Source organism: Vibrio sp. 1CM2L (genome assembly GCF_023161695.1).
Classification (GTDB): domain Bacteria; phylum Pseudomonadota; class Gammaproteobacteria; order Enterobacterales; family Vibrionaceae; genus Vibrio; species Vibrio coralliirubri.
On sequence record NZ_JALNTT010000004.1, the window covers coordinates 389,638 to 411,438 of the forward strand.

Below are 21,801 nucleotides of genomic sequence, written 5' to 3' on the forward strand. Positions count from 1 at the left end.
CGCTCAATTTAACCTAGGGTATATCAATGAGTTTAGTTAGTGTCCCATTTGTCGGAACCGGCGCAGATACCGCACTACACGTAGTTGCAGGCATAGTGTTGGTCGCAACCATCGCTGCTGCATGTTACGGCTTCTGGCGTGTACATGAATTACCAATCAACAAGGCTCACAGTAAAGAGCATCAACAACTCGGTTTGATCACCGCATTAACATGGATTGGTTTTGTATGGCACTGGGTATGGGTACTAGCAGTAATTTTGGCCTTCGTTGATATGGAAAAAGCCATCATCAATCTAAGAGATACATGGAAGTCACCGACCACAACCAAGGAGCAAACAACTTCCGACAAGCAAGATGAGGAGAGCCAAACATGTTAGAAGGCTTGGCAATTTGGGCACTGTTCATTTACTTACTCAGACTTGTTGGTATGCCTTGGAACAAAGGCACCAAGGCGTTTGCATACCTAGGGGGTACATCTTGGTTACTGTTTGTATGGGTTGGCCTACTCAACTTTACTCCGATGGATCTATCGGGAGGCTCAGTGGTTCAGTCTCCACATATTCAGTTACGCCCAGATTCAACTAATGTGTCGGGAAAAACTTCCAAAGTTCACATCCACCCGAACCAGGATGTGACTGAAGGACAGCTAATTTACGAGATTGATGACACCAAATATGTCATCGCAAAAGACAAAGCCAGCGTTCAACTTGAGTCTGCAGAGGTCGCTTTAGACACAGCTCGTCAAGAAGTGAGCATTGCAAAAGTCAGCTATCAATCGGCGCTTGAAGACATCAAAGCTTCAGTCGCACAAATAGACTCGGCTAAAACAGACTTGGTGCTGCAATCAAAGACACTTGATCGTTACCAGAAGCAAAACAAAGTGGTAGAACATACGATCACTGAAACTGACATCGACCAACAAACAGCAAAGGTAGACTTAGCGACGTATAACGTTACGACGTTGGAATCTCAACTTAGCAAGAAAGAAGTCGATGCCGAGAATGCGAAATTAAACATCCACAAAGCTGAAACCAATGTGAGCAAGAAACAGACAGAGGTCGATTCAGCAAAGGCAACACTGGCACAAGCACAATGGGACTTGAACAGCACCAAAGTCACGGCACCGACTGACGGCTTTGTAACGAACTTTATTCTTCGTGAAGGTCAGCGCGTTTCAATGATGCCTCGTATCCAGATGTATACCGAAGAGAAGTACGTACTGATGCGAGTGAACCACCAAGCGATTCGTAATATTAAGGTCGGTCAACCTGCGGAATTTGCGACAGCGGTATACCCAGGGAAAGTGTTCTCTGCAACTGTAGAAGGCATTGTAGAAGCCACTGGTGAAGCGCAAGCAAGTTTGCTGGGTATCGATGAGCAGGTTCGTGTTACCACAGGCAAAAACCTTCAGAACAAGCACCACTTTGTTCGTTTAAAAATTGATGAGGCAGAGGGTTACGATATTCCTGTTGGCTCTGTCGGATTAGCGTGGGTAAGCGGTGAGAAGCCTATCAGCTTTATGGCGTTCCTAGACGTAATACGCGGGATCATCATTAGAATGAAGTCTCAACTGTACTTCTTCTACTCCATCTAATACTTCCTATTGGTGAAGCAATACCCAAGCCCGTGCGCTCTTAGATCGCACGGGCTTTTTGTTTATTTCACTATTTGTCGCCAGAAAAAACACAAACTCGAAAAACCAATCAACACTTTAAAGTTGCAAATCGCAATTGCATTTTGCAATTGAACATTACAAAAACGAAAATTAAACGCTCAAATACGCACCAGATTGCTATAAAACTGCCGTTTTACGTGGTTTTAAAAGTTGGCACACTAACTGCTATGTATATATTGACCCTTCTTAAGCCGAGGGTCACCTAGCCAACTGACGTTGTTAGTGAACCTATTCTTGTTCACAAAATATATAAGCCAATTGCGATTATTGCGATTGGCTATTTTTTTGCCTGCAGTTTGGCCGACCACGCTCCTCTTCGATACAGACACCCATTCAAACGTATAATAATCAACATTCATAGCCAACCAAGAACAGCAGATAACCAACGCGTTATAGAAAACGTTTTCTATTTATTTTTTTGAAATAAACTCAGAAAATAACCTTATGTTTTACAAGATAATTACTGTAATAACTGATTTTAACTCGCCCTTATTGACAAAATTAGCATTGACTATGTGATTTATATCACCATAATGCGCACGTTTGCCTGCAATACGGCGACCGTTAATTTTAATTTTGATCATTTGCGGAGGTAAAAAATGGCTGCTGATAATAACTACAGTCTAGGGCCGGTTCCTACATCGGCTAGGAAAGGAGTCGCTTCACTCACCATGGTAATGCTTGGACTCACTTTCTTCTCTGCAAGTATGTGGACAGGTGGTTCACTCGGGACAGGCCTTTCATTCAACGATTTCTTCCTCGCCGTTCTCATCGGTAACCTAATCCTCGGTATTTACACTTCTTTTCTTGGCTACATCGGCTCATCTACTGGCCTCTCTACTCACCTTCTTGCTCGTTTCTCTTTCGGTACTAAAGGCTCATGGCTTCCTTCTGCGCTACTTGGTGGTACACAAGTCGGTTGGTTTGGTGTGGGTGTTGCGATGTTTGCTATTCCAGTACAAAAAGCAACGGGCATTGATACCAACACCTTGATTATCGTATCTGGCTTGTTGATGACGGGTACAGTGTACTTCGGCATTAAAGCGCTAATGGTGCTTTCAGCGATTGCAGTACCTGCGATTGCGATTCTGGGTGGTTACTCAGTACTGACTGCGGTAGACAGTGTTGGTGGACTAGAGCAACTGCAACTTATTAAACCGGAGACGCCAATGGACTTCTCAATGGCGCTTGCAATGGTTGTTGGTTCGTTTGTAAGTGCGGGTACGTTGACTGCCGATTTCGTTCGCTTTGGTAAAAAGCCAGCAAGCGCAGTATTGATTACCATGGTTGCGTTCTTCATCGGTAACTCGCTGATGTTTATCTTCGGCGCAGCAGGCGCAGCAGCAACCGGGCAGGCTGATATTTCAGATGTGATGATCGCGCAAGGTCTACTGCTTCCAGCCATCATCGTGCTTGGCTTGAATATCTGGACAACCAATGAAAATGCACTTTATGCATCGGGTCTGGGTTTATCTAACATTACAGGTCGCTCAAGTACTACAATGTCTATCATTAACGGCATTATCGGTACGATTTTCGCGCTTTGGTTATACAACAACTTCGTTGGTTGGTTAACCTTCCTTTCGCTGGCGATTCCACCAATTGGTGGCGTAATCATCGCCGACTTCTTCGCGAACCGTAAACGTTACAAAGATTTTGCAAATGCAGAGTTCCAAACCGTTAACTGGGCTGGCATTATCGCGGTAGCAACAGGCGTAGCCGCTGGTCACTTCCTACCTGGCGTTGTTCCTTTGAACGCAGTGTTAGGTGGTGCAATCAGTTACCTCGTGCTTAATCCTCTATTGAACAAAAAAGCTCTGAAATCTCAGGCCGCTTAAGGACACACTATGACAACCTTATTAATCAAGAACGCGAAACTTCAAGACCAAGAGGGCTTGAAACAGATTCTGATTGAAAATGGTCAATTTTCTCGCATTCTCGATAATGACGCGCAAATCAATCATCAAGGTGACATCCTTGATGCTGAAGGTGGCATTGCAGTTACTCCTTTCTGTGAACCGCACATCCACCTAGATACTACTCAAACTGCTGGTGAGCCTAACTGGAACATCTCTGGCACTTTGTTTGAAGGTATTGAGCGTTGGGCTGAGCGTAAAGAACTGCTATCAATCGAAGACGTAAAGTCTCGTGCCAAGCAAACACTGAAATGGCAGATAGCTAATGGTGTTCAACACGTTCGTACACACGTTGATGTGTCAGACCCAACACTCGTTGCGTTAAGAGCGATGGTTGAAGTTCGTGAAGAGATGAAAGAGTGGGTCGACATCCAGATCGTTGCATTCCCTCAAGAAGGCATTCTTTCATACCCTAACGGCAAAGAGTTGCTTGAAGAAGCAGTGAAGATCGGTGCTGACGTTATCGGTGCTATCCCTCACTTCGAATTCACTCGTGAATACGGTGTTGAATCTCTGCATTACGTGTTCGAGCTTGCGCGCAAGTACGACTGTCTGATCGACGTTCACTGTGATGAAATCGACGACGAACAGTCTCGCTTTGTGGAAACATTAGCAGCTCTTGCTCATAAGTTTGAAATGGGCGAGAAAGTAACCGCTAGCCACACGACTGCGATGGGCTCTTACAACGGTGCTTACGCGTCTCGCCTGTTCCGTCTATTGAAGATGTCAGGTATCAACTTCGTGGCAAACCCGTTAGTCAACATTCACTTGCAGGGCCGTTTCGACGATTACCCGAAACGCCGCGGTGTAACGCGCGTTAAAGAGATGCTAGCAGCAAACATTAACGTTTGTTTTGGCCACGATGATGTGTTTGACCCATGGTACCCACTGGGCACAGCGAACATGCTTCAAGTTCTGCACATGGGACTGCATGTGACACAGGTTATGGGCTACGACCAAATCAACAACTCACTTGATTTGATCAGCAAGAGCTCTGCTCGCACATTGAACATACAAGACAACTTCGGCATCGAAGAAGGTAAGCCAGGTAGCTTGCTGATTCTTCCTGCTGACAATGGCTTTGATGCAGTGCGCCGCCAAGTACCAGTGCAGTACTCAATACGCCACGGTAAGGTGATTGCAGAGACTCAACCAGCGAAAACAAAAATAAATTTAGATCAAACTGAAGATATCAACTTCAAGCGTTAATATCGTCTATACTAATGATCAAAAGGAAGCTGAGATGCTTCCTTTTGTTGTGTTGGACGAAGCGACAAAACTATCACTAAATCAGTGTAAATCTTGTACATTCGCACGGTATGACAAAAAAAGCACAAATTTCTTAAGCAATGCGTGTACATCTCAAAAGACTGTGTTAACATGCTCTCGCTCTGTTAGCCGGAGTTATTTAAGTTAGATGAATAGTAAAAAATTGACATGTAAAATCGTTACCCGTTTTTGTAAGTAGTTTTTCCTTATTTCTTAGCAATATTAAATAATTCAATTATCAGCGCATTGCATTAAATGCAATCAACAACTTAGAAAATTTATGAATAAGGGACAAATTATGTCTAACACAAATACTGGCACTGTAAAATGGTTTAACGAAGAGAAAGGTTTCGGTTTCATTTCTCAAGACAACGGCGGCGCTGACGTATTCGTACACTTCCGTGCAATCGTTTCTGAAGGCTTCAAAACTCTGAAAGAAGGCCAAAAGGTTTCTTTCGAAGTTGAAAACGGTCAAAAAGGCCTACAAGCAGCAAACGTTGTTGCTCAATAATTAGCTCTTAGCTAAAAAGAATTTTAAAGCGCTGATTTTTATCGGCGCTTTTTTATGCCTGCTCATAAACATTTCCCCTCTCGATACAAGCTTCCCCCGTTAACTCTGAACAACTGAAAATCACCTGCAAAGCCCCCCTCAATCTAACCTCTCGCAGTTAAAGCTCGACGATCAATCTACTTCACTTTTTGTGTGCACTTCCCTAGACAACAACACTCATTTCTCGCCAATGTTTTGATACGAACTCACTCTATGTCGAAAGTTTGATATGCCCAAATATGGTTAAAGAACAATCCATTAGATTACACTTATGAATACGCAATCGATATTCATAATAAAAATGAGTTATTTATCCAATCCTCATCCACTAATCATATAATTTTTAAAGCAAAGACGTTCGAAATCCGCTAACCTTGTTCGCAAGTGGCTTAGTTGTTTTGGTATCTGCAGTAAAAATAATGAACAAAGACGAATTTCAGAAATCCACCGCAAATCTAAAAAAAGCGGTGCCTCTTATGATGAAGAACAGGGTGTCAACGACACCTGCAAATTACGCACTTTGGTACACCTATGTTGATAACGCTATTCCCCAGCTGACTCAAGACATGGATGGTGTTTTAGAACACTACGGTATTTGTCCTCCTGCCGTGGGTGAGCAGCTATACAACAATTATGTTGCCAGCAAATCCGAAACCAATATCAATGACCTTCGCGCTAATTTGGAACTGTTAGTTTCTGAAGTTTCCAATTCAATGAATGACACCCTGACCGACACCTCCGCTTTTTCTGACATGATCGATAAAAGCTTCGAGGACTTGGCTCGAGTTGATAATGAAAGTTTATCTATTGATGAAGTCATGTCCTTGGTTCGACAGCTGGTGTCTGAATCTCGTCATATTCGTCACTCTACTCAGTTTTTAAACTCTCAGTTGAACTCTGCAACCTCAGAGATCACCAAGCTCAAAACTCAATTGGTAGAAGTGCAGAAAGATGCGCTCTTCGATAGTACAACCACACTCTATAACCGTCGCTCTTTCGACCGTGACATTGAAACCTTGTGTGAAGCACAACAATCTTTGTGTCTGATTCTTCTCGATATCGACCACTTTAAAAATTTCAACGACACCTATGGCCACTTGTTTGGTGATATGGTTCTTAAAGGGATCGCTCGTAAGCTGAAGTTAAGTTGCCGTGAAGGTATTTCTGCTTATCGATTTGGTGGTGAAGAGTTCGCACTGATTGTGCCAAACAAATCTTTGCGTATTGCTCGTCAACTCGCTGATACCAATCGTCGCTCTTTAGAAAAGCTGTCGATTAAAGATCGCCGCAGTGGTGAACAAGTCGGCAGTATCACTGCATCGTTTGGTGTCGCTGAACTTGAACCCGGCGAATCAGCTCAATCGCTGATCGAGCGTGCTGATAAGCTACTTTACGAAGCGAAATCACTTGGCCGTAACCGAGTCATGCCTTTGTAAGACACACACACACCAACAATGCTCTTATCGACATATTAGTCGGCTCGTATTTAAACTAGAAAGCCCCAAAGACATTATCTTCGGGGCTTTTTCTTTAGCTGTGTAAATTGATTTAGCTACCTAGGGTTCACCGTTAGATCTGGAAGCAGTAATTCAGACAGTAGTCTTCACCACTCTTTGATCGGAACTCTTTATCTTCACTGCATGCCTTTGGTTTACCCTTTGCGTCACCTTGAATCAAACTGATCCAGTGGCGCATCGCTGCAATGGTCTCTTCACGCATTGTGGTTGTTGCTTCCATTGGTGATTGGCCAAACGTGGTGCATGATTCCAACTGAATATCATCAATTTCTACTAGCTCAATACAACCTGTCCCTTTATGGCAACCAAACATCACCTCTAGGTGACTGCCACTGCCATCTCGGAACAATATAGAGTCTGGGTCGTTCTTCTCACCCATATAAGCTACAAACTGCTTAGGGTGCTTCAAACCGCTGTGCTGACCATCTTTAAAGTAAGCCATAATATGACGGTAATCGACTACGTAGCTGGTTACGTCTTGATGCGAGCCATTCTCTAGTGGGAATAGTCGATCAAGCAGGTGCTTTGCTTTCACTTGCTTTTCAGTTTGCTGATTGGCACTGATTGTCTCCACGGCAAAGACAGCTTCAGCGATAAATGGCTTTGATTGTTTTTGGATTTCTGTTTTATCGAATGTAAGCATATTCATAGTCTTTCCCTCTTGACCAGTCCGGTGATAACCACCGATTTCTACAGCAAAAATGTGTCCTAGAGCAATTATTCCAAACTAACGTTTAATTTATTTGTCATTTTGTGAATTGCTTAGTTTGTAGATTAGCGCTTTTTTACATACAATTTCACAACAAAAATTTTACAATGTGAATTTTACAAATATGGCCTTGTCAAAAAGTTTAGTTCGTCAGTCACATTTCCTAGGGACGAAAATACGTAACCTAAGAAAACGTAACCATTTAACGATGGAAGATCTGTCTGCGCGTTGTATTAGGATCAACCCAGAATATGCACCTTCCGTTTCTTACCTTTCAATGATTGAACGGGGAAAGCGGGTTCCAAGCATCGATATGCTGGAAGTGATTGCACAGGTCTTTCAGAAGAATCCAACGTGGTTCCTCGACGACGAATCTGAACAACAAGCCATTGCTCCTGATAAGGGGAATCGTGGTGGGATAAGTGGCATGGCGCTCGAGCCGAGCTTCCTATTCTCAAACGACATCCTGCAAATTGCGATTCCTGAGATGCTGTCACAAACGGGCATTTCAGGCCGCCAGTTTGCGCACCTCTTGATTCGAGCACACCAAGAGAGCAATCAGAACCACTTCCCTGACCTTGAGCGCGCTGCGGAAGAGGTAGGCTTAAAACGTCTTAACCTCAGCGTCGAAGACCTCATAGACATCGCTAGAAGCCTAGGAATCAACATCCGCTGGGTGACGCGCACGCCGCAAGACGTAGTCGATGAGCTCGGAATTAACGCCAAGCAGCTAGTGACCTCCTTCTTTGAGCCTCCGGGTACTATCTTCTTAAACGAGATTCTCAAAGAGTATCCGACTCGCCTGAAATACGACCTTTCGGTTTATATCGGCCATTGCATTCTGCACAGCAAAGAAGGCCTAAAGAGTGTGTTGTCGGTCGGTAACAACAACACATGGGATGACAACCAGATTTCAGGCTCTTCACAGCTCAACTCCCAAGACATTCTTCAAGCATGGCGAGACTTTGAATCCAGCTTCTTTGCTGGCGCACTGCTGTGCCCGAAAGTCCCGTTTAGACAGCTACTCGACCGTACTGGTTACGAAATCGACGTTCACAAAAGAGCAGGGGTTTCCCCCTCTGTTGCGATGCGTCGAATGACTGTAGTATCGCCCTACCCTCACTGGCACTACTTTGATGCTTATGGACCGGGGAAACTCAAGGCGGTATATCGCGGGAACGGGATTCCGCTGCCTTGGGGAAATATGAGAACGGTCGCTGACCCATGTCAACATTGGGCTGTGTTCCGTCGATTATCAGAACCTCGAGCGGGAAGCTCGGCTCAAATCTCCATTTTGAATGTGGGTGATGAGCCAAGGATCTACTGCTGTGAATCCATCAATATGACGGATCCTGCGGGTAACAATCGTGTGTTGTGTGCTGGTATAGATCTCAACCCTGCGATTGATGCTCAAGGCGGTAATTCAAGAGACATAGCAGAGCAGCTTAAAGCGTCATGCGTTAACAATGGTGGCTCTGTGGCAATTCCGCGTAACATCAAGAAAGATCTCACGACAATAGCCAAGATTCTAAATATAAATTGGATTGAACGTGGGATTGAGACAGAAGCGAGGCTTATCTGCTCCAGAGGTGGAGAATGCCCACGCCAACCAAGCTGTTACTCTAAGTGTGGTGAGTAAAAAAGTAATAACAAAAAATAGAACCTAAAATTCAGGCAAAAAAAAACCAATCACAATAAGGGTGATTGGTCATATATTTTGTGTGAACAAAAAAGGTTCACTAACAACGTCAGTTGGCTAGGTGACCCTCGGCTTAAGAAGGGTCACCATTACTAATGCAGCATACGTGCCAACTTTAAAAACACGTATTTACTACGCATCTGGACACGTATTGGTCGTATATCCTTGTTTGTTTTGCAAACTGGAATTGCAAATTGCAAAATTCAACAAAAACGCTAGTGATTATGTTGTTATTAATGAATCATTAAAGATTCATTACCCTTCCCAAAAATGCCATATTTCCCTTAGATTCAATCACTTTAAACAGCAATAAACCTCTCCCTAGGGTTACTCAACATCAACATCAACATCAACACCCCAAACAGCGCCCATAAAAAAACGCGAACATTGAGATTCAATATTCGCGCTTATTCGATTTCTATGACAGAAAGAACTTAACCCACGAGACGCCTTTTTATAAAGCGACTCCTGTTCGTTGCTCTTTCAATATCTCAGAAAAGATTACTTCTGAGGAGCTGGCTTAGAGCGGCTTCTCGACGGTGAAGGTTTGTTGCCTGTCGGCTTATTTGACGACTTGCTTGGGCCGTAACTACCGCCGTAACCAGACTTCTTAGGCTTGCCTGCAGGTTTACCCGCGTTGTTTGGCTTACCAGTACCGTTAGATTTACCCGCAGCGCTTGGTTTGCTCAGAGTATTCTGAGAACCCGCGTTATTTGCAGCAGGTTTATTACCCGCACTACCGCGCTTAAAGTTGCTACCGTTGTTTCTTACTGATTTATCTTCAGCTGTCGCAGCTGAGTTGTTTTCAGCCGGTTTCTTTCCTGATGTTGGCTTACGCTTTGGCGCCGAACCATTACCAGCTACATGACGCTTGTTCTTACCTGCTGGCTTGTGCCCGCGAGCGTTATCACCAGAGCGTTGACCATCGGCATGTTCCCGTGGTTGTTTTGCTTTCTTCGGTTTCTTAGGCTTGATTGGACGTGAATCCAAGCGAGACTCAGGTAACTTGTTTACTGGAGAGAAACCTTCCAGTTCACGACGCTCTAGCACTTGTTGAATCAGGCGTTCAATACCGAACAGCTCACCCACTTCATCCGCACAAACCAATGAAATCGCTTTACCTACTTCACCAGCACGGCCAGTACGACCGATACGGTGTACATAGTCTTCTGATACATGTGGAAGATCGAAGTTAACTACTTGAGGCAGTTGCGGGATATCGATACCACGAGCAGCGATATCAGTTGCAACAAGTACTCGTACCTTACCTGTTTTGAAGTTTTCTAAGGCTTTAGTACGTGCACCTTGGCTCTTGTTACCATGAATAGGTGCAGCAGTGATGTCTTGCTCTTCAAGGAAGCGAGCAAGCTTATTAGCACCGTGTTTCGTCTTGCTGAACACCAACACTTGTCGCCAATCGTTATCTTTGATTAGCTTCGCTAGCATTGCGCTCTTTTTCTTTTTGTCTACAGGGTAGATGCTTTGCTCAACCGTTTTTGCCGTTGAGTTTGCAGGGCTTACTGAAATCTCAACAGGATTGTTCACCAAGCCTTTCGCTAAGCTGCGGATATCATCAGAGAACGTCGCTGAGAACAGTAGGTTCTGACGCTTCTTAGGCAAGAAAGCTAAGATCTTACGGATATCGCGGATGAAACCCATATCTAGCATGCGGTCCGCTTCATCTAACACTAGGATTTCTAGTTGGTCAAAACGCACTGCATTTTGGTTGTATAGGTCAAGTAGACGACCAGGTGTTGCCACCAACACGTCACTGCCTTTACGCAATTTTTGCATCTGAGGGTTAATCTTCACACCACCAAACACGACCGTAGAAGTCAGCGGTAAGTTAATACCGTACTTCACTACGCTGCCATTCACTTGCGCTGCAAGCTCACGAGTTGGCGTTAACACGAGCGCACGAACTTGGTTCTGACGTACGCGAGTGCCTTTCGATAACATTTCAAGAATAGGTAGCGTGAAGCCTGCAGTTTTACCTGTACCTGTTTGAGCAGCGGCCATAACATCTTTGCCCGTTAGGACAGCTGGTACGGCTTTCTCTTGTATTGGTGATGGCTTATCGTAACCTTGTGCTTCAATAGCTTTAAGGATCGGTTCAGAAAGGCCAAGGGAGGTAAAACTCATAGATTATTTTCTCAGTTGAATAACATTTAGTATGAGCAACACGTTAAAAAATGCGTTGCTTCAGCTTTCGCTCATCAAATACATTGATACGGAGCAAAGCGCGGTATTCTGAGGCTTTTCCCCACATTCAGCAACTAAATTCTAATCGCAGCTCAAATTCAACCTAGATAACTTGTCGCTTTTGTTCGTACATTTTTTCATCAGCAGCTTTCAAGAGCGCATCGACATCATTGTAGTTGTTATTGTGAATAACCCAACCCACACTGATTCTGAGATAAATAGAGTGCGCCTCGTACACAACTGGCGCCGAGCATATCGCCTTTCGTAGTTTAGTCACGATCGACGATACATGTTGATCATCGATGATGCGTGGCAACAAGACCAAGAACTCATCACCGCCTATCCTTGCGACGATATCTGAAACACGCAGCTCACTTCTTATGCGGTTAGCACACTCGATCAATACCTGATCGCCTGCCGCGTGACCATAAGTGTCGTTGATTGCTTTAAACCCATCGAGATCGATATTTACAACAGCAAAGGTTCTCGCTCTCTGCTTTTGAGTGGTTTTAAAAGCCTGCTTGAGGCTATACATGAAGTATCGACGATTCGGTAACATCGTTAACTCATCATGCATAGAGCGGCTATCTGCAATCCGGTACAGGCGATAAATAGTAAAGAAGGCAAACGCCAACACTAATATAATGGAGTAGCCCACCAGCCTAACCGCTTGGATGCGATACCAAGGCTCATCCATCAATACATGTTCGTTACCGGAGAGAGCAAGGAACCAACCACCGTATGGGAAGCTCACCTGTTCAGTGGCAAACGCATTATCGAACACATCCTGAGTACCATAAAAGACTGCGCCATCTTTACCTGAACTGTTTGCACCACGAATAGCGAGTTCATACTTGTTCTCGATCTTGCCGATACCAACATCTTCAAACAGCTCATCTAAACCGATAACAGCACTGGAGACACCCCAATAATCTTGATTAAAAGGCGGATCTCGGAAGATCGGAGTACGCGTAATGAGGGCTTGCCCACCTTGAAACAACTCAAAGGGACCAGCAATAAAGGTGTTGCCAAGATTACGAGCTATCTCAACCGACTCCCATTGATTTGGGTGATCACGATAATTAATACCGAGAACCTGCTCATTACCTTCCAGCGGGTAAACAAAGTTTAGAATGTCGTCTTTGGCGAGTCCGATAAGTCGAATATGGAAGCCATCTTGAATGATATTCTCAGCAATCTTATCCCAATTTTTCACCTCACCATCGGGGTTGATGGTCACTAAGGTCGAGAAATTATTGAGGATATACATATCTGACACGATCGCGGCTTCAATCCGAGAACGAATAATGGATAGTTGCTTTTTTGCCTCTGAATACGATTCGTTTTTAAGAAAAGTTAATTGCTTGGCATGAAAGAACTCAATTGCGCTTACCATCGCAAGAAAAAAAAGAAAAGATACTACTCTGGCAGACCACTGCTTGCTAGAACCACTTGGCATTTACGAACCTCTAACACTATTGTTCTATATACTGCCTTATAACGGCTCATTTCTGGCTTATTGCCCCAGTATGCCGCTAAGTCATTAAAAATCCATACTAACGTCGACTATCTATCAAATATTGAGTGATCCATCACTTCAAACTTCTTTACTAAACGAATGGTTTAATCAAAAAGGGTTAGTGAACCTTATAAAGCTTACATTGTATTGACTCAACGCTTACATTAAAGGATTCATCAATGTTATTTTACATAGACTAATAATCAGCTTGGTACCTCACGACATGAAGTTAAAAACTATCACACTGTGTACATTGCTATCAGCCTCGGTTGCCGTTGCCGTTCATGCACAAGAAAACGTTCAAGCGCCAACCGCAGTGAACGTTCAATCCCAAGCAGATTCGCTCAATTCTCAAGAACAATCTTTCAAGCAATCTGCTGACCTCATTCGCACCACCTATGAAAGCCAGCTTTACACTCTGCCTGCATTCAAAGAAGGTCACTACGGGCTGCGCATGTATCGTCAAACATTAGACGACAAGTATTCAGCGGCGGTGTGGAGCGACATGGCTCGAGTAGCAAGCAAGCTCAGCACCCTGTCGAATGACGTTCAAACCATGGAACAAATCGTACTCTACTCAGAGAAGCGAGTTGCATCTTATATTGGTGATAACGATGAGCGCAGTGTTCGACGCTATAACATCACCAAGCACATGCCTGAGTACCTTTATCTTGGTGTTGACCTTCTAGGCTCTATGGCTCGTGCTAATGAATACGGTTTAGAACACAAGAACGATGCCAAGCTGCGCGAAATCATTCGTCGCTATGACTTCTCTCGATACGTGACCAATGAAGACATGGTGAAAGCGTGGGCTGCTCAGTTAGCGAATCAGGTTTACTGGTTGCGCCAACTGGGTGAGCAGGATGTCGTTGATGAGTTCGTAGATACCTTCAAAAAAGCATACCCAAACGATAAAGACAGAAAGCTTTCAAGCCAGCAATACGGCAATAAGATCTATGGTATGACGCATGTAATCTTTGGTGATTCAGAATATTACCAACATCAAGTAAGCGAACAAGATCATCAATGGATCTACGATTACTTCAGAGAAAACATCGATACGATTCTGCTGCGTGCGAAAGAAGATGTGATTGCGGAGGTTGGATTAACCTTCTTATTAGCAGGTTTAGAAGATGACCCAGTTGTAGAGAAAACTCGACTCGCGATTCAAGCTTCAATCGATGAGAAACAAGGCATGATCCCTTCGATCACCGGTGATTTTGACCTTGAGTACGGTGAACACCGCAACGTGCTAGCAATCATGCTACTCGATTGGCAGCAAGTGAATGAAGCGCCGACTTATGAAGGCAACCCTAAGGTGTTTACTAACATCCCTTACGGACTCATTAAAAACCAGCCGCAGAAGAACTAGCAACATACCTAGGCTGGTCTTAGATACTTAGGTTGGTCTAAGAACCCAAAAAGCCGCACACCTTTCGAGGCCTGCGGCTTTTTTAGTTCTAACTACACCATCATTTCGCTCTGGCTTGGGTTTGAGTTTAGGGGCAGGCTTTGTTCATCACTATCGTAAAATCCCCTTCTGCGTAACCTTCTATTAAAGAAACATCCTCACAAAGCGTCTTACAAAAGCGATACACGCCCTGAGGGTGATAACTCATCAAGGTATTACGTGAAGGATACTGGCTTGAGTTGAGAAGATTAAAAATCACCGTCTGATTCGCCAATTCATACATGCGAGTAATCATGTTTGTCAGATAATCAGAATCACGAGAGACATAGTTCAGTGAACCACTCGCGATGACAATGTCGTGCGCCTCAAGGTTCATTTTGCTCATATCACCCGACGAAAACCGACAACGATCTTCTGTGTAGTTTTGCCTCGCCTTCTTTAGAAAGCCTGCGTGTTGGTCAACGCCAGTGTAAGAGCGAATACGATAGATGCTGTCGAGCAGTTCAAACAGCTCGCCATAGCCACAACCCAAATCTAAAACACTCTTCTTTTCGAAGCCCGCCGCACGAGCGATCACTTCAAAGCGACGCAATTGGCTCTCTTCGCTAGTCCAACCTAAAGCTTTAGCCTTGTCGCCATTCGAGCGATTAGTCTGTTTTCGATGATAGCGATACACCTTCCAACGATCGAGCCAGTGCATTCAAATCAGCCCTACTTCAATGAACATCAGCACACCTTGATAAGATTAAACTTTAGAACTTGAAGAAAAGAGCCCGCCGATTTTATAACCGATCGCATAGCAAACTACGGCGACAGTGACAAACACCAATGCCGAGAATAAATACGCTACAGACGCTGCGACACCAGCCCCCCACACGACGCTGAACACCAAACCGAGATAAGCCTCTTTTGGCCACTGGTAGATAGGAAACTGAGCGCCGCCAGCAATTAGGTAAACCATCGCAAACAAGCCAATGAAGGTAACAATAAGACCGATGAGAACGCGAATGTTCATGGAGAGACCCTTGATTAATTTAGCTTGGTTGCCATTGTTCTTAGTCGAAAGCGGATATGCTTAGTCGAAACCGAATATTCTCAATCGAAGCCGAATGTTATTAATCGCAACCTGATGATATTCAAGTATATCGGATAAAAGGAACTGGCTCTATTACTCTTCCGAGTGAGCTTTTACTCACTATAGACAAATCACAGTAGACGGCCAAAACCTGATTTCGCCTGATTAACAGGCACAAAAAAGCGGACACCCTCCTTACGTTAACTCCGTAAGCAAAGTGTCCGCTTTAACTGAATCTAGCTTAAAGCAGGATAAAAATACCCGCTAAACATGCACTCATTAGGTTTGCTAGCGTACCAGCAGCTACCGCTTTCAAACCTAAGTTTGCAACTTCAGCACGGCGCTCTGGTGCCATAACACCGATTGAACCTAACTGAATCGCGATAGAACCAATGTTAGCAAAGCCACATAGAGCAAAAGTCACTATTACTTGGCTGTGTTCAGAAAGTAGCGCTTTGTTCTCAACGAAGTCGATGAAAGCAACAAACTCGTTCATAACGATCTTCTGACCTATGTAAGAGCCTGCCATCAATACTTCATCACTCGGGATACCGATCAGCCATGCAAGTGGCGAGAACAGGTAACCGAAGATAGCTTGCAACGTAATGCCCGCAAAACCAAACGTTTCACCTAGGCTTTCTAGGCCAGTGTTGACCATCGCAATCACACTCACGAAGGCAACCAACATAGTACCAACCGCTACCGCAACCTTCATACCGTTCATCGCACCGCTTGCCAATGCATCAATCACGTTGCTTTGGTCAGCTTTATCGAGCTCAATGTGGTCGTAATCACTTGGTGTGCTGCGCTCAGGAACGATGATCTTCGCCATTAACAGGCTGCCCGGAGCCGCCATAAAGCTTGCAGCGATAAGGTATTTAAGCTCAACACCAAGGCCAGCATAACCACCAAGTACACTACCCGCTACCGACGCCATACCACCTGCCATTACAGCAAACAGTTCCGAACGAGTCATAGACTTTAAAAAGGGACGAATAAGAAGAGGAGACTCACCCTGAGAAAGGAAGATATTACCTGTAGCAACCAGAGATTCAGCTTTACTTGTACCTAGCAGTTTTTGCACCGCTCCGCCCAAGATTTGAATCACTTTTTGCATGACGCCTAAGTAATAAAGCGCAGAAATCAAAGCACTGAAGAAGATAATGATTGGAAGCACGCGAACCGCGAAAATGAAGCCTTCAGTAGCAAGGTCACCGAAAAGGAATGCGATACCAACGTCTGCAAAACCAAGCAGGCTAGAAACACCATTACTTAGGCTAGTTAGCGCCAATTGTCCCCATGGGAAATACAAGACTAAGGCTGCAAAACCGATTTGAAGTAATAGTGCACGAGAGACCGTTTTCCAGTTAATTGAAGAACGACTTTCAGATAACAGGTACGCGCAAGCAATCAGTGCAAGAACACCGACAAAACCAAATAGAATATTCATAATGTGTCCTAGTAATCCTTAAAGAGTGAACATGAGCCAAGCAAATGACATCAAAGGAACAGGACAAAGAACCGCAAGCAAAACGCTACGCGATGAAGGAGCTAACAGGGTTAGCGAATGTAACAACGAGTTGTTCATGTAAAAAATCACCTTATACAAGCAGTGGAACGTAGCTGGTCCGGTCCGTGGGGTCATTCACATATCCATGTGACGGCTTGTATTGGCTAAGCACCGGCTTAAAACCGGAAGAGAAGTATAAACAGTTAAATGAGACTTTCATCACATTTTTTGACGCAAACGATCGCGCGGTCAAGGATTAGCCAAAACGTATTGTTTATCGTCGTTTTCGTGCTTCAAAACTGTAAACAATCTGTAGGGAGTTGAATTTGTAATGTTAAGTCTTTAAGTGTGTGAGCGTAATCACTCGGTTAATTCTGTGTGATTCTTACTGCTTTTCTGTGCTCTGCCTCATTTCCCGAGACTTCAAGATTCATCTTAAGTTTAGATGCGTATATACTTTATGTGATCTCACCAAATAATTATCTATAAAATACCAATAGAGCTGATTAGATATAACAGCCATCGAGACTAAGAGAGGAAACACGTGAAGAAAATGGAAGCTCCGCACGACATGAACAATGGAGCTAGATTCAAAACAAATAGACACGGCTATGTGACAGTAGTTGAATATTATAATACCTATACTGTTATTGTCGCGTTTGAAAATACCGGAAATATCCGCGCTATTAGTGCGGCGAAATTACGTACAGGTCAACTCACCGATCGTTCTGTTGCGCCTGAATCAATTATGATTGGTGAAAAGGTTGAATCGGTTAAACACGGGATATTAACCATAACCCAAGTTGAATCTGAAAATATTGTGGTACTGACCAATGCCAATAACGAAGAAATTAGAATGTTATTGCCTGCCGTACAGAAAATGAAAGATAAAACTGAAGAAGTCGACAGTGAAAATGTTGCCTCGCCAAAACCAACCTCTCTTAGCCAACTGACTAAAAGAAATAAAAAGACCAAAGACGTTAATAGCATGCTTAAGAAAATGCTTACTGACTACGGTCGATACGATTAATTCTCTGTTTTCTACAATAAAGCCTCTATAGATTTATATTCTGATATAAAAATTAATTAAGCCCGCCTTTCTCAATAAAATACGTTGCATATTCGAGTGAAAAGTTAAATTTGATCAAAGTCTCACTCTGGATCTTTACTACAAATTAACGAGATCTCCATCACAATATCATTTTAGCTTTGTGATGGAGATCTTATTGAAATCTGAATATTTCCATTACTATGCTCTCACACAATAAGAGAACGAAGTTTCTCAACCCCTAAAATCCAATTGAGACAAATATTATGAAAAAGATTCTTGTAGTTTGCGGTAACGGCCTTGGTACTTCTCTAATGATGGAAATGGCAGTAAAAGAAGTCGCTAAAAAAATCGGTTTCGAAGCAGAAGTTGATCACGAAGATCTATCATCTGCAGCATCAAGCAATGCGGATATTTGGGTTGCAGCAACAGACGTTGCAAACCAACTAAAAGACGCTGGTAAAGAGAACATCATCAGCCTTAAAAATATTTTTGACAAAGCATCTATTGAAGAACAACTAAAAACTTTCATGTAAGGTCAAAATTATGCAAAACTTTTTCGAGTTCATGCTCGGCTTATTAAAAGAGCCGGCGATCATGGTAGGTTTAATTGCTTTTATTGGCCTGGTTGCACAAAAAGCAGATGTTTCTACCATTCTAAAAGGCACAATTAAAACCGTAATGGGTTTCCTAATTTTAGGTTTTGGTGCTGGCGCTCTTGTTGGCGCACTAAATAACTTCTCAGTTGTATTTACTGAAGCATTCGGCGTAAGTGGTGTTATTCCAAATAACGAAGCAATTGTTGCACTAGCACAAGAAGCATTCGGTTATGAAATGGCTCTAATTATGTTCTTCGCATTCGTTGTGAATATTTTATTGGCTCGTATTACTCCTTTAAAATATATTTTCTTAACGGGTCACCACACAATGTTCATGTCTATGCTGGTAGCGGTAATCCTGTCTACAGCTAACATCGAAGGCACTGCTCTAGTTGCAATCGGCTCGATCATTGTGGGTTCACTGATGGTTATCATGCCTGCACTTGCTCAAAAATACACAGAGAAAGTGATGGGTACAGATCAACTGGCGATGGGTCACTTCTCAACGTTCTCATACTTAGTATCGGGTTACATTGGTAGCAAGTTTGGTGACACTTCCAAATCAACAGAAGACATCAACGTACCTAAGAGCTTAATGTTCCTGCGTGATACACCCGTTGCTGTAGCAACAACAATGGCTATCTTCTTTATGTTTGCTTCAATAGTTGCTGGCGGTGACTTTGTTGAAACAGTATCAAACGGTCAGAACTGGGTAGTATTCACCTTCATGCAGTCTCTTGTGTTTGCCGGTGGTGTTTACATCGTACTGCAAGGTGTGAAGATGCTGATTGCTGAAATCGTTCCTGCATTCAAAGGTATCTCTGACAAACTCGTACCGGGTGCAAAACCTGCTCTAGACTGCCCTATGGTATTCCCTGTAGCACCAAACGCGGTACTTATCGGTTTCCTTTGTTCTTTCGCTGCTGGCCTACTAGCAATGGCAGTTCAAGGCGCGCTTGGCTGGACAATCATTGTAGCTGGCGTCGTTCCACACTTCTTCGTAGGTGGTGCAGCAGGCGTTTACGGTAATGCGACAGGCGGTCTACGCGGTGCAATTCTTGGTTCGTTCACGCAAGGTCTGTGTATCTCTTTCCTACCAATGCTACTGCTTCCAGTACTGGGTGGCCTTGGTCTTGAAGCGACAACGTTTGCTGACTTCGACTTCGGTGTTGTTGGTCTTATCCTAGGGTGGATTGTTTCATGAGCTTATTTGATTTAATTGGTAACCAAGGCGTTATCATCAACTCTGACGAAAACCTAACGGTTGATGCGGCGATTGATGTGACTTGTTCAACACTGCTAGCGAACAACAAAATCGAAGCAAGCTATGTTGAAGCTATCAAGCAAAAGCATAAGGACATTGGCGCGTACTATGTTCTAGCACCAAAGATTGCGATGCCTCATGCTCGCCCTGAAGATGGTGTTAACGAAGCATCACTGCAAGTAACGGTATTCAAGAAGGGTGTTGATTTAGAGTCAGAAGACAACGGTGACGTTTACCTTTCGATTACTCTGGCGGCGATGGACTCAGATAGCCACATCCATACGATTATGGCGCTATCAGAGTTGTTCCAAAATGATGATGACATTGATGCCATCATCGCAGCGGAAACTGAGCAAGCGATTATCGAGATCTTAAAACGATACTAATCTCGATATAAAGATCCTGATAAGCCCCCATTAAAAAAGCGATAGCCTCGGCTATCGCTTTTCTGTTTCTGGTGCTTGGTCATATCTCATCGAATATGAGTGAAGGCATCACACCTCAAAAGGACTCACTTGCACTAAAACGCGTACATTCGTTTATCTGTCGATAATTCAAAGCAATATTGCGCGTGTTTATTAAGGCACTCAAACACTTCTCGATCCAACTTAAAGTTATCAACGTGGTCCGTCAAAATAGCGAGTGTTTCTTCTAACGTCATACCTGCACGATAAGGGCGAGACTGAGTTAGCGCCTGAAACACATCCACCACAGCAACAATTCGACTGGGTTGATCCAGCTCTTCCGCCGTTTTGCCCATTGGGTAACCCGAACCATCCAATCTCTCATGATGATTAGATGCCCACTGACAAACCTGAGGTGAACTGAACAACTCCTGCAGTGCGAATCGAGTGTCCGTTGCATGGCGTTTAATACAGCAATACTCTTCTTCAGTAAGTAAATCCGGCTTATGCAGAATGTCATTAGGAGTTTGCAGTTTACCGATATCATGAACCAACCCAGCCAGATAGAGTTTACGCTGAGTGGTGTAGGAATAACCCAGCTGTTTGGCGAGGTATTCTGAAAGCTGCCCAACCTTCAAAGAGTGCTTAAAGGTAAACGAACTTTTGGTATCAACAACGTTGGCAATAAATTCGGCAAAGGCCACCGTCTCATCCAACGACATCTGCTGAGAGAAGAATGGTACAGGCTCAAAATTATCCCTCATGTTTTCGATGTAAGGGATCTCCATAGAAAACCAAAAATCATCCAGATCGACCAACTCACACATGTGTTGCACAAGGTTAGTTTCGAACATCTCATCCGCTTGTTCAGTCAAACGTTCAATGATGCTCGCTTTGCCATCGGGTGTTAGGTTTCCATAACGATCAGAAGAGGTTATGCCGTATAGATAATCGACCCTATCGGCAAGCATCACGATGGCAGCTAGCTCTTTTTCTAACTCACTGATATGAATAGCCTTTAGCTCAGACCACGGAGTATGATGATAAAGAACCGGCTTAGCGAATATAGAAAGAACTGGGCACTCTTTTAATATTTGGTAGCCCTTTTGACAATGGTGATAGCTTGAGTCGGGTACAAACCCAGACGTTAAGCTGAGCTGTTCATCAATTTGCGAGACACCACAGTCGTGAATCAAGCCTAACGAAAACGCGAGTTGCGCTTGCTCTTCTTCCCACCCCACACTCAGAGCACATCGATACGCGATGTAGCCCACTCTCTGTCCATGATTTTTACTTTCGAAACCGACGTTATCAAGCGCCTTAGCAATACCGAATAGAGCCTTTCTTAGGTCCACGGTCACGTCCTGGCAATGTTGATTCATTATTTAAGCCTAGCATTTTTATAGTTTTTATATATTTAGGGCGCTAATACTA

At 43.8% G+C, this 21,801-nt stretch carries 19 protein-coding genes; 12 read left to right on the forward strand and 7 right to left on the reverse strand.

Annotated features, from left to right (window positions below; all coding sequences use genetic code 11):
* Positions 1-26: 26 nt before the first annotated feature.
* From MSG34_RS16550 to MSG34_RS16575, 6 genes are all read left to right on the forward strand, one after another.
* Complete coding sequence (locus tag MSG34_RS16550) at positions 27-377, forward strand: MFS transporter (protein WP_050649160.1); 351 nt, start codon at positions 27-29, stop codon at positions 375-377.
* On the forward strand, positions 371-1,594 hold the full coding sequence (locus MSG34_RS16555) for a biotin/lipoyl-binding protein (RefSeq protein ID WP_248338608.1): 1,224 nt from the start codon (positions 371-373) through the stop codon (positions 1,592-1,594). Before MSG34_RS16550 ends, MSG34_RS16555 begins: the two co-directional genes overlap by 7 nt.
* Positions 1,595-2,274: 680 nt before the next feature.
* Positions 2,275-3,513 (forward strand): cytosine permease, encoded by a 1,239-nt coding sequence (gene codB, locus MSG34_RS16560; RefSeq protein WP_032546874.1) that lies wholly within the window; start codon positions 2,275-2,277, stop codon positions 3,511-3,513.
* A gap of 9 nt (positions 3,514-3,522) precedes the next feature.
* Complete coding sequence (locus tag MSG34_RS16565; protein ID WP_248338610.1) at positions 3,523-4,800, forward strand: cytosine deaminase; 1,278 nt, start codon at positions 3,523-3,525, stop codon at positions 4,798-4,800.
* A 358-nt stretch (positions 4,801-5,158) separates the two neighbouring features.
* Positions 5,159-5,371: a cold-shock protein gene (locus tag MSG34_RS16570; protein ID WP_004740083.1), complete on the forward strand. Its 213-nt coding sequence runs from the start codon at positions 5,159-5,161 to the stop codon at positions 5,369-5,371.
* A 458-nt stretch (positions 5,372-5,829) separates the two neighbouring features.
* Positions 5,830-6,846, forward strand: a complete 1,017-nt coding sequence (locus MSG34_RS16575; RefSeq protein WP_048612880.1) for a GGDEF domain-containing protein — start codon at positions 5,830-5,832, stop codon at positions 6,844-6,846.
* A gap of 133 nt (positions 6,847-6,979) precedes the next feature.
* On the opposite strand, the gene MSG34_RS16580 is transcribed toward MSG34_RS16575, so the two are convergent.
* Entirely contained in the window at positions 6,980-7,576 is a 597-nt protein-coding gene (locus MSG34_RS16580; RefSeq protein ID WP_248338612.1) for a hypothetical protein, read from the reverse strand.
* Between the two features lie 169 nt (positions 7,577-7,745).
* Between MSG34_RS16580 and MSG34_RS16585 the strand changes: the two genes are divergently transcribed.
* Positions 7,746-9,275 carry a DUF3612 domain-containing protein gene (locus tag MSG34_RS16585; protein WP_082152238.1) on the forward strand — a complete coding sequence of 510 codons (1,530 nt, stop codon included), beginning with the start codon at positions 7,746-7,748 and terminating at the stop codon, positions 9,273-9,275.
* 561 nt (positions 9,276-9,836) lie between these two features.
* Here MSG34_RS16585 and MSG34_RS16590 read toward each other — a convergent pair.
* Positions 9,837-11,477: a DEAD/DEAH box helicase gene (locus tag MSG34_RS16590; RefSeq protein ID WP_248338614.1), complete on the reverse strand. Its 1,641-nt coding sequence runs from the start codon at positions 11,475-11,477 to the stop codon at positions 9,837-9,839.
* A gap of 163 nt (positions 11,478-11,640) precedes the next feature.
* Positions 11,641-12,996, reverse strand: coding sequence for a diguanylate cyclase (locus MSG34_RS16595; RefSeq protein ID WP_248338616.1), 1,356 nt, complete (start codon positions 12,994-12,996; stop codon positions 11,641-11,643).
* A 283-nt stretch (positions 12,997-13,279) separates the two neighbouring features.
* On the opposite strand from MSG34_RS16595, the gene MSG34_RS16600 reads away from it, so the two are divergent.
* Positions 13,280-14,428, forward strand: coding sequence for a DUF3541 domain-containing protein (locus MSG34_RS16600; protein ID WP_248338618.1), 1,149 nt, complete (start codon positions 13,280-13,282; stop codon positions 14,426-14,428).
* A 127-nt stretch (positions 14,429-14,555) separates the two neighbouring features.
* Here the strand turns inward: MSG34_RS16600 and MSG34_RS16605 are convergent, their stop codons facing one another.
* The 3 genes from MSG34_RS16605 to MSG34_RS16615 all read right to left on the reverse strand — a co-directional run bounded on the left by MSG34_RS16605 (position 14,556) and on the right by MSG34_RS16615 (position 16,992).
* On the reverse strand, positions 14,556-15,167 hold the full coding sequence (locus tag MSG34_RS16605) for a class I SAM-dependent methyltransferase (protein WP_248338620.1): 612 nt from the start codon (positions 15,165-15,167) through the stop codon (positions 14,556-14,558).
* Positions 15,168-15,212: 45 nt separating this feature from the next.
* Complete coding sequence (locus tag MSG34_RS16610) at positions 15,213-15,482, reverse strand: hypothetical protein (protein WP_248338622.1); 270 nt, start codon at positions 15,480-15,482, stop codon at positions 15,213-15,215.
* Between the two features lie 301 nt (positions 15,483-15,783).
* Positions 15,784-16,992 (reverse strand): NupC/NupG family nucleoside CNT transporter, encoded by a 1,209-nt coding sequence (locus tag MSG34_RS16615; RefSeq protein ID WP_017060598.1) that lies wholly within the window; start codon positions 16,990-16,992, stop codon positions 15,784-15,786.
* Positions 16,993-17,605: 613 nt separating this feature from the next.
* Between MSG34_RS16615 and MSG34_RS16620 the strand changes: the two genes are divergently transcribed.
* The 4 genes from MSG34_RS16620 (at position 17,606) to MSG34_RS16635 (ending at position 20,349) form a co-directional block, all read left to right on the forward strand.
* Positions 17,606-18,082: a hypothetical protein gene (locus tag MSG34_RS16620; RefSeq protein ID WP_048609093.1), complete on the forward strand. Its 477-nt coding sequence runs from the start codon at positions 17,606-17,608 to the stop codon at positions 18,080-18,082.
* 284 nt (positions 18,083-18,366) lie between these two features.
* Positions 18,367-18,636, forward strand: a complete 270-nt coding sequence (locus MSG34_RS16625; protein ID WP_017064872.1) for a PTS sugar transporter subunit IIB — start codon at positions 18,367-18,369, stop codon at positions 18,634-18,636.
* A gap of 10 nt (positions 18,637-18,646) precedes the next feature.
* The gene (locus MSG34_RS16630; protein ID WP_048608964.1) at positions 18,647-19,903 is read left to right on the forward strand and encodes a PTS ascorbate transporter subunit IIC; all 1,257 of its coding nucleotides are present in this window, start codon (positions 18,647-18,649) and stop codon (positions 19,901-19,903) included.
* Positions 19,900-20,349 carry a PTS sugar transporter subunit IIA gene (locus tag MSG34_RS16635; protein WP_193842123.1) on the forward strand — a complete coding sequence of 150 codons (450 nt, stop codon included), beginning with the start codon at positions 19,900-19,902 and terminating at the stop codon, positions 20,347-20,349. Before MSG34_RS16630 ends, MSG34_RS16635 begins: the two co-directional genes overlap by 4 nt.
* 134 nt (positions 20,350-20,483) lie before the next feature.
* On the opposite strand, the gene MSG34_RS16640 is transcribed toward MSG34_RS16635, so the two are convergent.
* Complete coding sequence (locus MSG34_RS16640) at positions 20,484-21,749, reverse strand: HD-GYP domain-containing protein (protein ID WP_048608967.1); 1,266 nt, start codon at positions 21,747-21,749, stop codon at positions 20,484-20,486.
* Between the last annotated feature and the right edge of the window lie 52 nt (positions 21,750-21,801).

What these genes read in the sequence shown, in the direction of transcription:
- MSG34_RS16620 (WP_048609093.1), top strand. Translation starts at nt 17,606, where the DNA reads ATGGAAGCTCCGCACGACATGAACAATGGAGCTAGATTCAAAACAAAT.
- MSG34_RS16570 (WP_004740083.1), top strand. Translation starts at nt 5,159, where the DNA reads ATGTCTAACACAAATACTGGCACTGTAAAATGGTTTAACGAAGAGAAA.
- codB (WP_032546874.1), top strand. Translation starts at nt 2,275, where the DNA reads ATGGCTGCTGATAATAACTACAGTCTAGGGCCGGTTCCTACATCGGCT.
- MSG34_RS16615 (WP_017060598.1), bottom strand. Translation starts at nt 16,992, where the DNA reads ATGAATATTCTATTTGGTTTTGTCGGTGTTCTTGCACTGATTGCTTGC.
- MSG34_RS16565 (WP_248338610.1), top strand. Translation starts at nt 3,523, where the DNA reads ATGACAACCTTATTAATCAAGAACGCGAAACTTCAAGACCAAGAGGGC.
- MSG34_RS16625 (WP_017064872.1), top strand. Translation starts at nt 18,367, where the DNA reads ATGAAAAAGATTCTTGTAGTTTGCGGTAACGGCCTTGGTACTTCTCTA.
- MSG34_RS16550 (WP_050649160.1), top strand. Translation starts at nt 27, where the DNA reads ATGAGTTTAGTTAGTGTCCCATTTGTCGGAACCGGCGCAGATACCGCA.
- MSG34_RS16590 (WP_248338614.1), bottom strand. Translation starts at nt 11,477, where the DNA reads ATGAGTTTTACCTCCCTTGGCCTTTCTGAACCGATCCTTAAAGCTATT.
- MSG34_RS16600 (WP_248338618.1), top strand. Translation starts at nt 13,280, where the DNA reads ATGAAGTTAAAAACTATCACACTGTGTACATTGCTATCAGCCTCGGTT.
- MSG34_RS16640 (WP_048608967.1), bottom strand. Translation starts at nt 21,749, where the DNA reads ATGAATCAACATTGCCAGGACGTGACCGTGGACCTAAGAAAGGCTCTA.
- MSG34_RS16605 (WP_248338620.1), bottom strand. Translation starts at nt 15,167, where the DNA reads ATGCACTGGCTCGATCGTTGGAAGGTGTATCGCTATCATCGAAAACAG.
- MSG34_RS16610 (WP_248338622.1), bottom strand. Translation starts at nt 15,482, where the DNA reads ATGAACATTCGCGTTCTCATCGGTCTTATTGTTACCTTCATTGGCTTG.
- MSG34_RS16575 (WP_048612880.1), top strand. Translation starts at nt 5,830, where the DNA reads ATGAACAAAGACGAATTTCAGAAATCCACCGCAAATCTAAAAAAAGCG.
- MSG34_RS16555 (WP_248338608.1), top strand. Translation starts at nt 371, where the DNA reads ATGTTAGAAGGCTTGGCAATTTGGGCACTGTTCATTTACTTACTCAGA.
- MSG34_RS16595 (WP_248338616.1), bottom strand. Translation starts at nt 12,996, where the DNA reads ATGCCAAGTGGTTCTAGCAAGCAGTGGTCTGCCAGAGTAGTATCTTTT.
- MSG34_RS16630 (WP_048608964.1), top strand. Translation starts at nt 18,647, where the DNA reads ATGCAAAACTTTTTCGAGTTCATGCTCGGCTTATTAAAAGAGCCGGCG.
- MSG34_RS16580 (WP_248338612.1), bottom strand. Translation starts at nt 7,576, where the DNA reads ATGAATATGCTTACATTCGATAAAACAGAAATCCAAAAACAATCAAAG.
- MSG34_RS16635 (WP_193842123.1), top strand. Translation starts at nt 19,900, where the DNA reads ATGAGCTTATTTGATTTAATTGGTAACCAAGGCGTTATCATCAACTCT.